The 7,408-nt window shown below is 71.9% G+C and carries 8 protein-coding genes and 1 pseudogene; 4 read left to right on the forward strand and 5 right to left on the reverse strand.

Translation table 11 applies throughout. The features are described from left to right. The 3 genes and pseudogenes from DMC18_RS18740 to recR form a co-directional block, all read left to right on the forward strand. Nucleotides 1–459: pseudogene (locus DMC18_RS18740) on the forward strand (DNA polymerase III subunit gamma/tau); the annotation flags it as partial. A gap of 151 nt (nucleotides 460–610) precedes the next feature. Continuing rightward, nucleotides 611–940, forward strand: coding sequence for a YbaB/EbfC family nucleoid-associated protein (locus DMC18_RS18745; protein ID WP_110120066.1), 330 nt, complete (start codon nucleotides 611–613; stop codon nucleotides 938–940). Nucleotides 941–946: 6 nt separating this feature from the next. Further along, entirely contained in the window at nucleotides 947–1,549 is a 603-nt protein-coding gene (gene recR, locus DMC18_RS18750) for a recombination mediator RecR (protein WP_110120067.1), read from the forward strand. Between the two features lie 221 nt (nucleotides 1,550–1,770). Here the strand turns inward: recR and DMC18_RS18755 are convergent, their stop codons facing one another. The 4 genes from DMC18_RS18755 to DMC18_RS18770 all read right to left on the reverse strand — a co-directional run bounded on the left by DMC18_RS18755 (nucleotide 1,771) and on the right by DMC18_RS18770 (nucleotide 5,104). Further along, nucleotides 1,771–2,766 carry an NADPH:quinone oxidoreductase family protein gene (locus DMC18_RS18755; protein WP_199228464.1) on the reverse strand — a complete coding sequence of 332 codons (996 nt, stop codon included), beginning with the start codon at nucleotides 2,764–2,766 and terminating at the stop codon, nucleotides 1,771–1,773. A 124-nt stretch (nucleotides 2,767–2,890) separates the two neighbouring features. Next, a complete protein-coding gene (locus DMC18_RS18760) occupies nucleotides 2,891–3,934 on the reverse strand; it encodes an alpha/beta hydrolase (protein WP_110120069.1) in 1,044 nt (347 codons plus the stop codon). Between the two features lie 44 nt (nucleotides 3,935–3,978). Beyond that, nucleotides 3,979–4,620, reverse strand: a complete 642-nt coding sequence (locus DMC18_RS18765) for a TetR/AcrR family transcriptional regulator (protein ID WP_110120070.1) — start codon at nucleotides 4,618–4,620, stop codon at nucleotides 3,979–3,981. Between the two features lie 256 nt (nucleotides 4,621–4,876). Next, nucleotides 4,877–5,104, reverse strand: coding sequence for a hypothetical protein (locus DMC18_RS18770; RefSeq protein ID WP_233248222.1), 228 nt, complete (start codon nucleotides 5,102–5,104; stop codon nucleotides 4,877–4,879). 184 nt (nucleotides 5,105–5,288) lie between these two features. On the opposite strand from DMC18_RS18770, the gene DMC18_RS18775 reads away from it, so the two are divergent. Next, complete coding sequence (locus DMC18_RS18775; protein ID WP_110120072.1) at nucleotides 5,289–6,281, forward strand: alpha/beta hydrolase; 993 nt, start codon at nucleotides 5,289–5,291, stop codon at nucleotides 6,279–6,281. 109 nt (nucleotides 6,282–6,390) lie between these two features. Here DMC18_RS18775 and proC read toward each other — a convergent pair whose 3' ends face one another. Further along, nucleotides 6,391–7,173 carry a pyrroline-5-carboxylate reductase gene (proC, locus tag DMC18_RS18780; RefSeq protein WP_110120073.1) on the reverse strand — a complete coding sequence of 261 codons (783 nt, stop codon included), beginning with the start codon at nucleotides 7,171–7,173 and terminating at the stop codon, nucleotides 6,391–6,393. Between the last annotated feature and the right edge of the window lie 235 nt (nucleotides 7,174–7,408).

Genomic DNA, 7,408 nt, shown 5'->3' on the forward strand with positions numbered 1-7,408 from the left:
GCGGTTTCGGCCGCGCCGCGCGCCATGGCCGCCGTCGGCGCGGCGCCCGCCGCGCCCGTCCTGGCCTCGTTCGACGACGTGCTGAAGCTGATCGCCGAGAAGCGCGACATCGGCCTGCGGCTCGACGTCGAGCAATATGTCCGCCCCATCAGCTTCCGCCCCGGCGCCATCACCTTCGAGGCCGCCCCCGGCGCCCCCGGCAACCTGGCCGGCCGCCTTGTCCGCGCGCTGAAGGAATGGACCGGCCAGCCCTGGCTGATCGCCGCCGAGGGCGGCGGCGGGGCCGAAAGCCTGATGGAGCGCCAGAAACGCGAGGAACGCGAAGCCCTTGCGGCCATCAAGTCCGACCCGTTCGTGGCCTCGGTGCTCAGCGCCTTCCCGGGCACGGAGATCGTCGAGATCCGCAAGGTCCTCGCCCCCGAGCCCGCGCCGATCGAGCCGGACGAAGTCGAGGACTAACCATCTCCCTTCCCCCTGGAGGGGGAAGGGTCGGGGATGGGGGTGGAAACGCTTCCGGATGCGGCTCGGCCGCGCCCAGGCCCGCCAAGGACGCCACCCCCACCCCTGCCCCCCCCTCCAGGGGGAGGGAACTCAAAGCGAGGAGCAGACCATGAAAGACATCGGCGCCCTGATGAAGCAGGCCCAGGCCATGCAGCAGAAGCTGGCCGAAGCCCAGGCCCGCGTCGCCGAGATCAGCGTCGAGGGCACATCGGGCGGCGGCATGGTCACCGTCACCCTGGCCGGCTCGGGCGAGCTGACCAAGGTCGTGCTCGACGAAAGCCTGGTCGAGCCGGGCGAGGGCGAGGTCATCGCCGACCTGATCGTCGCCGCCCACGCCGACGCCAAGAAGAAGCTCGACGCCAAGCAGGCCCAGCTGATGCAGGAGGCCGCCGGCCCTATGGCCGGCATGATGGGCGGCTTTCCGGGCATGAAGTTCTAAAGGCTGATGGCCGCCTCCGCCGGACCCGAGATCGAGCGCCTGATCGCCCTGCTGTCGAAGCTGCCGGGCCTTGGACCGCGCTCGGGCCGGCGGGCGGCCCTGGCCCTGCTGAAGAAGCGCGACACCCTGCTGGCGCCGCTGGCGGCCGCCATGGCCGAGGCCCAGGCCAAGGTGAAGACCTGCTCCACCTGCGGCTCGCTCGACACCACCAATCCCTGCGCCGTGTGCTCGGACGGAACCCGCGACGTGCGCCTGCTGTGCGTGGTCGAGGAGGTCGGCTCGGTCTGGGCGATGGAGCGCGGCGGCTCGTTCAAGGGCCGCTACCACGTGTTGGGCGGCCTGCTGTCGGCGCTGGACGGGGTCGGGCCCGAGACCCTGCGGGTGGGCGAACTGCTGGCCCGCGTCTCCAGCGGCGAGGTCGCCGAAGTGATCCTGGCCCTGCCGGCCACGGTCGACGGCCAGACCACCGCCCACTACCTCGCCGACCGCCTGGCTCAGACCAATGTGCCGGTGACGATGCTGGCGCGGGGCGTGCCGGTGGGCGGGGATCTGGACTGGCTGGACGATGGGACGATCGCCCAGGCGCTGCGGGCGCGGCGGCCGGCGTAGCGCGTCCTCCCCCACCTAGTTTTCACCTCTCCCAGAGGGAGAGGGAGGGGCCCATGCGCAGCATGGGAGGGTGAGGGGTTACACCCTCACCGAATAATCCCGAAAACCCGAGCGGCCAGGTCAGCGCGAAAACGGCCGACGTCTTACCCCCTCACCCTCCCACGCCTTCGGCGCGGGCCCCTCCCTCTCCCCATGGGAGAGGTTTTTGGAGGCGGGAAAGGCTAAGGCGCGATCACCGCCTTGCCCACCACCCGTCGCTCCGCCAGCAGGTCGAACGCCTCGCGCCAGCGCTCAAGCGGAACCTGCGCATGTACGTGGGGGCGGATCGTACCGGCGTCGGCCATGGCCCAGACGGCGGCCTGATCTTCGGCTCCACGCTCGGGGAACTGGCGTCCGTATTCGCCGGCCCGCACGCCCATCACCGAGATCCCCTTGATCAGCGGCATGTTGGCCGAGACGGTCGGGATCCGGCCCGAGGTAAAGCCGATCACCAACAGGCGCCCGTCGAAGGCCAGGCATCGCAGGCTCTCGTCGAAGACGTCGCCGCCCACGGGGTCGTAGACCACGTCGACGCCCCGCCCGCCGGTGATCGCCTTCACCTGGTCGCGGAAGCCGCCGGTGACGTTGACGGTCGCGTCAGGGGCGTAGAGCCGCGAGACCTCCGCCAGCTTGTCGTCGGAGGCGGAGGCCGCGATCACCCGCGCCCCCATGGCCTTGGCCAGGTCCACCGCCGCCAGCCCCACCCCGCCGGCCGCGCCGTGGACCAGCAGCCATTCGCCGACCTGCAGGTTCGCCCGCCTTGCCAGCGCCACCCGCGCCGTCAGATAGGCCGCGCCATAGGACGCCGCCTCGCCGAACGACAGCCGCGCGGGCTTGGGCTTCAGGGCCTTGGCCGGAACGACGATGAACTCCGCGAACGCCCCGGTGCGCGCCCCGCCGACCACCGCCGCGCCGATCGCCAGGCCCTCAACGCCCTCCCCCAGCCCAGCGACCTCCCCGGCGAAGTCGAGGCCGGGGGTGAACGGCAGGGGCGGCTTCAGCTGGTATTCGCCGCGGGTCATCAGCAGGTCGGGGAAGTTGACGCTGGCGGCCCTGATGCGGACCAGCGCCTCGCCGGGTCCGGGCGCGGGCGTCGGAACATCGCGAACGGCGCAGCCGGCGAAGTCCGGCGCCAGGGCCTCGACGACGAGCGCCTTCACTCTCCCTTCCCCCTCGATGGGGGAAGGGCCGGGGATGGGGGTGACCGCAGCGGTTCAGCCCCAATCCACGTAAGAGCAGCGGCGCACCGGAGAGGCCGCTCCACCCCCATCCCAACCCTTCCCCCATCGAGGGGGAAGGGCTTCACCGGGAAATCTCCGCCCGCACCAGCGCCGCGATCTCGCGGCAGGCCGCGTCGGCCGCCGGGACCGCGCCGGTGAAGGCCGTGAAGCCGTGCGCCAGGCTGTCGTAGCAGCGGTAGACGGTCGGCACGCCGGCGGCGATCAGGCGCTTGGCGTAGGCCTCGCCCTGGTCGACCAGCGGGTCGAAGCCGGCGGTGACGACGATGGCCGGCGCCAGGCCCGACAGATCCTGCGTCTTGTCCGGCGACAGGCGCGGGTCGGCCGGGTCGGCTTCGGAGCCCATGTAGTGGGCCATGAACCATTCCATGATCGGCCGGCTGAGCGGATAGGTATCGGCGTAGAGGCTCATCGACGGCGTCTCGCTGGCGACGTCGACGGCGGGATAGATCAGCAGCTGGAAGGCCGGCTGGGCCTCGCCCGTGCGCTTCATTTCCTGGGCCAGCACGGCCGAGAAATTGCCGCCCATGCTGTCGCCGCCGATCGCGGCTGCGCCCGGAGCCGCGCCGAAGCGGGCGGCGTTGTCGCGGCCCCAGCGGTAGGCGGCCAGCACGTCGTCCAGTCCGGCCGGGAAGCGATGGTCCGGGGCCAGGCGATAGTCGACCGACAGCACGGCGGTCTTGGCCACGCGCGCCAGGATCCCGCAGAAGGCGTGGCAGGTCTCAAGGTCCCCGATCACCCCGCCGCCGAAATGGGCGAAGACGATCAGCGGCGCGGCGGCGTCCTGCTCGGCCGGACGATAGGCCCGCAGCGGGATCTGGCCGTCGGGACCGTCGCCCAATCTGTCGATGCTGAGGCTCTCGGTGCGCACGCCCGGCTCGGGCGGACCAGACACCGCGGCCAGCCCCTTGGCGCTGGCGGCGCGGGCCTCTTCCGGGGCCAGGGTGGTCATCGACGGCAGGCCCTGGGCCGCATGGGCGAAGAACTGGAAGCGCGGATCGAGCGTGCGCCCGCCGCGATAGACCACGCCCCCGCCGCTCAGCGCCCGCAGGATCGGGGTCGGCAACGACAGGATCGTCTTGAGGACCAGCTTCTGGACGTCGGCCATTCGGGGGCTCTTTTCTTCTGAAAGTCGGGAGAAAGGGTCGGCCGCTAGGGCCTGGGCAAGGCCGGCAGGCCGCCGAGGATCAGGCCGACCGCGAAGGCGGTGGCGCCCTGGGTGTCCATCGGGCGACGCTCCAGCATCTTGTCGCCGACCTCGCGGGCCACGGCGATGCAGGCGGCGGTCAGGTAGTCGAGGTCGACGGGCGGGGCGTGCTCGCGCTCCAGCACCCGCTCGAAGGCCTCGCGCACCTCGGCGAAGACGGCGGTGACCTCGGGGGTCGAGCGCACCTGCGGATGCGTCTCGCCGGCCGGGCGGTTGACCCGCCAGGTCTCGTGCTCGGCGGCCAGGAAGTCGAAATAGGCCCGCATGGCCCCGCGCAGGAACGAGGCGAAGTCGGTCGCCTTCTCGAACTCCACGCGCAACAGCGGCCGAAAGCGCCGCGCCCCGTCGTCGGCGAGGGCGTCGAACACCTCCTCCTTGGACTTGTAGTAGTTGTAGAAGGTGCCGGAGGCCAAACCGGTCAGGCGGATGATGTCGCGCACCGTGGCCCCGTCATAGCCCAGCTCGCCGAACACCTGGCGGGCCGCGTCGAGGATGGCCTGGCGGTTGGCGGTCTTGGTGCGCTCGCGCTTGCCCGGGCGATTGTCCTCGCGCGGCGGCATGGCGGGGAAATAGGCGATGTTCGACATCGATGAGCGCGACTCCCAGCGGCGTCGATGACGCCCCGTCAGGATTTGATCCCCGTTCCGGGCGCGGAGCAAGAGGGTCTGTCGATAAGACCCTCCCCCCGATGGGGGAGGTGTCGGCCCCGGGTTCGGCCAGAGGCCGGCCCGAGGACAGGCTCCGCCGACGGAGGGGAAGTCGTTGCGATAGCGGCCAGCGCCTCGAAAGCTGAAAACGTCCCCCCTCCGGCCCTCCGGGCCACCTCCCCCAGAGGGGGAGGATCTAGTTCCCCGACAGCCCCGACGGCCGAACGAAGCTGGCCGAACAGCGCACGTTGCAGCGCGACCACTCGCTGGGGCAGCTGTCGTCGTCGGCGTTGGCGCGGCAGAAATAGTAGGTCTTGGCGCAGGAGGCCTTGCAGGCGGGGATGTCGCGCTCGGGCGGCTTGGGCGAAAACAGCGGCGGAAGCGGCGCGGGCAGGGCCGTTTCGGCCGCGGGTGTGGTTGTCACCGAAGCAGGCGATTTCGCACTCGTCTGCGCGCCGGCCGAAGAGGCCAGGGCGGCGACCAGAAGCAAGGCTGAGAGAGCGCGACGCATGCCGCAGAGTCTAGGGATTGATCCGCCCGAAGGAAACCGCGCCGAGAAGCCGCACCAGCCCCTCGACGAACGCCGCCGCGCCCCTACATTGAGAGCCATGCTCAAGCACGCCGGACGCGCCCTTGCCGCCTTCACCCTGCTCTATGTTTCCTTCGTCGCGGCGGGCGGCGTGATGGCCGGGGTAGGCTCCAAGCCGCCGCGCGGCGCCCAGGTCGATATCGGCGAGGGCCGCACCCTGCGCCTGGTCTGCGAGGGCGAAGCCCGGGCCGACCGACCGACCGTCTGGCTGGAGGCCGGGGCCTTCGGCTTCGCCGCCGACTGGGGCGCCACCCAGGACGCCCTGGCCGCCGCCGGCTGGCGCACCTGCGCCTACGACCGCGCCGGCATGGGCTATTCCCCGCCCGGCCCGGCCCCGCGCGACGGCCTGGCCATCGTCACCGACTTCGAGAAGCTGGTCGCCGCCTCGGGCGAGAAGGGTCCGTTCATTCTGGTCGGCCACTCGATGGCCGGCCTGCGCCTGCGCGAATACGCCGGCCGCAATCCCAGCCAGGTGGCGGGCCTGGTCCTGGTCGACGCCGCCACGCCCGAGGCCGCGCAGCTCCGACGAGCCAAGAGCTTCATCAACTCGTTCGTGTTCGCCTCGCGGGCGGCGGCGCTGGGGGCCTCGGCGGGGCTCTACAAGCCGCTGGTCTACACTAGGCTGGGCGACAAGATCGGCCTGCCGCCCGACGCCAAGGCCGAGAAGCGCTGGGGCTTCGCCAACGGCCGCCATAACCGCACCTCGGCCGCCGAGGTCTCGCTGTGGGCCGAATCCTCGGCCCAGGCCGGCGCCGAACCGCCCTTCGCGCCCGAATGGCCGGTGGCCGTTGTCACCGCCGGGGCGCGGGTCGGCGACCGGGTGCAATGGAAGGACATGCAGGCCGCCCCGGCCCAGGCCTCCCAGCACGGCTATGTCGACCACGTGGCCGGCGCCAGCCACACCCGCCTGCTGGGCGGCGAGTTCGCCGACCACATCGTGCGGGCCGTGGAGTTCGTGGCGGCCGAGCGAGGCAAGCCGGCGCAGGCGCTGGTGGACGTGACGGCGCCGTAAGCCCCCTCCGGCCCTCCGGGCCACCTCCCCCAAAGGGGGAGGATCTAGAAGCGTCGGCGCAAAGATGCTCCCCCTCTGGGGGAGCTGTCGGCGAAGCCGACTGAGGGGGTTAGCCCCCCAGCTCTTCCGAGCGCTTCACGGCGGCCGCCAGCGCCTTGGGCAGCAGATCCCCGAAACCGCCCTCGCCCATCAGCACCGACAGCGCCGCGGCCGTGGTGCCGCCGGGCGAGGTGACCTGTTTGCGCAGTTCGGCCGGCTCCTCGCCGCCCTGAGCCAGAAGGGCCGAGGCCCCGGCGATGGTGGCGCGGGCGAGGCGGGCGCTGTCCTGCGGGGTCAGGCCCTGGGCCGCGCCGGCCGCTTCCAGGGCCTCGATGAAGGCGTAGAGATAGGCCGGGGCCGAGCCGGAGACGGCGGTGGCCGCGTGCATCAGCTGCTCGTCGGCCAGCTCGACCGTCGCCGCGACCGGCGCGAACAGGGCCTTGGCGGCGTCCAGGGCTTCGGGCGTGTCGGCGTAGAGGCTGGCCGCGCCCTGGCCGATGGCCACGGCCGTGGTCGGCATCACCCGCGCCACGCGCCGGCCGCCGAAGACTTCGGAAATGTCGGCCGCGCGTACGCCGGCGGCGATCGAGACGATGATGGCGTCGGCCGCCAGGTGCGGGACCACGTCCCTGACCGCCTCGCGCCAGATCTGCGGCTTGACCGCCAGCAGCACGACCCTGGCGGCTGACAGCGCCTCCAGCGGCGGGTTCACGAGCGCGCCGGGAAAGCCCTCGTCGGTCGCCGCGGGGTCGCGGACGATCAGGTCGGTCGTCGCGAAGGCCCCGGTTTTGCGCCAGCCCTCGATCAGGGCGCCGCCCATGCGGCCCGCGCCGAGCAGAAGGATGGGGGTCATGGGCGAAGCTCCCGCGTCACAGTGTGCGCTGGGCGCTTAGCGCGGCTGGGCGGCGGCGTCACCACTGAAATCCCCTCTCCCCTTGCGGGAGAGGGTGGCCTCCGAAGGAGGTCGGGTGAGGGGTCGCACCAACAGAAACGCCGCGACAGCCGTTCGGCCGGTCGCGGCGTCAGAAGTCTGAGAGACCCCTCATCCGTCGGCTTGCGCCGACACCTTCTCCCGCAAGGGGAGAAGG

Origin of the sequence: Caulobacter sp. D5 (assembly GCF_003185805.1) — a bacterium.
In the GTDB taxonomy this organism is placed as follows: domain Bacteria; phylum Pseudomonadota; class Alphaproteobacteria; order Caulobacterales; family Caulobacteraceae; genus Caulobacter.

What these genes read in the sequence shown, in the direction of transcription:
- DMC18_RS18775 (WP_110120072.1), top strand. Translation starts at nt 5,289, where the DNA reads ATGCTCAAGCACGCCGGACGCGCCCTTGCCGCCTTCACCCTGCTCTAT.
- DMC18_RS18760 (WP_110120069.1), bottom strand. Translation starts at nt 3,934, where the DNA reads ATGGCCGACGTCCAGAAGCTGGTCCTCAAGACGATCCTGTCGTTGCCG.
- proC (WP_110120073.1), bottom strand. Translation starts at nt 7,173, where the DNA reads ATGACCCCCATCCTTCTGCTCGGCGCGGGCCGCATGGGCGGCGCCCTG.
- recR (WP_110120067.1), top strand. Translation starts at nt 947, where the DNA reads ATGGCCGCCTCCGCCGGACCCGAGATCGAGCGCCTGATCGCCCTGCTG.
- DMC18_RS18745 (WP_110120066.1), top strand. Translation starts at nt 611, where the DNA reads ATGAAAGACATCGGCGCCCTGATGAAGCAGGCCCAGGCCATGCAGCAG.
- DMC18_RS18765 (WP_110120070.1), bottom strand. Translation starts at nt 4,620, where the DNA reads ATGTCGAACATCGCCTATTTCCCCGCCATGCCGCCGCGCGAGGACAAT.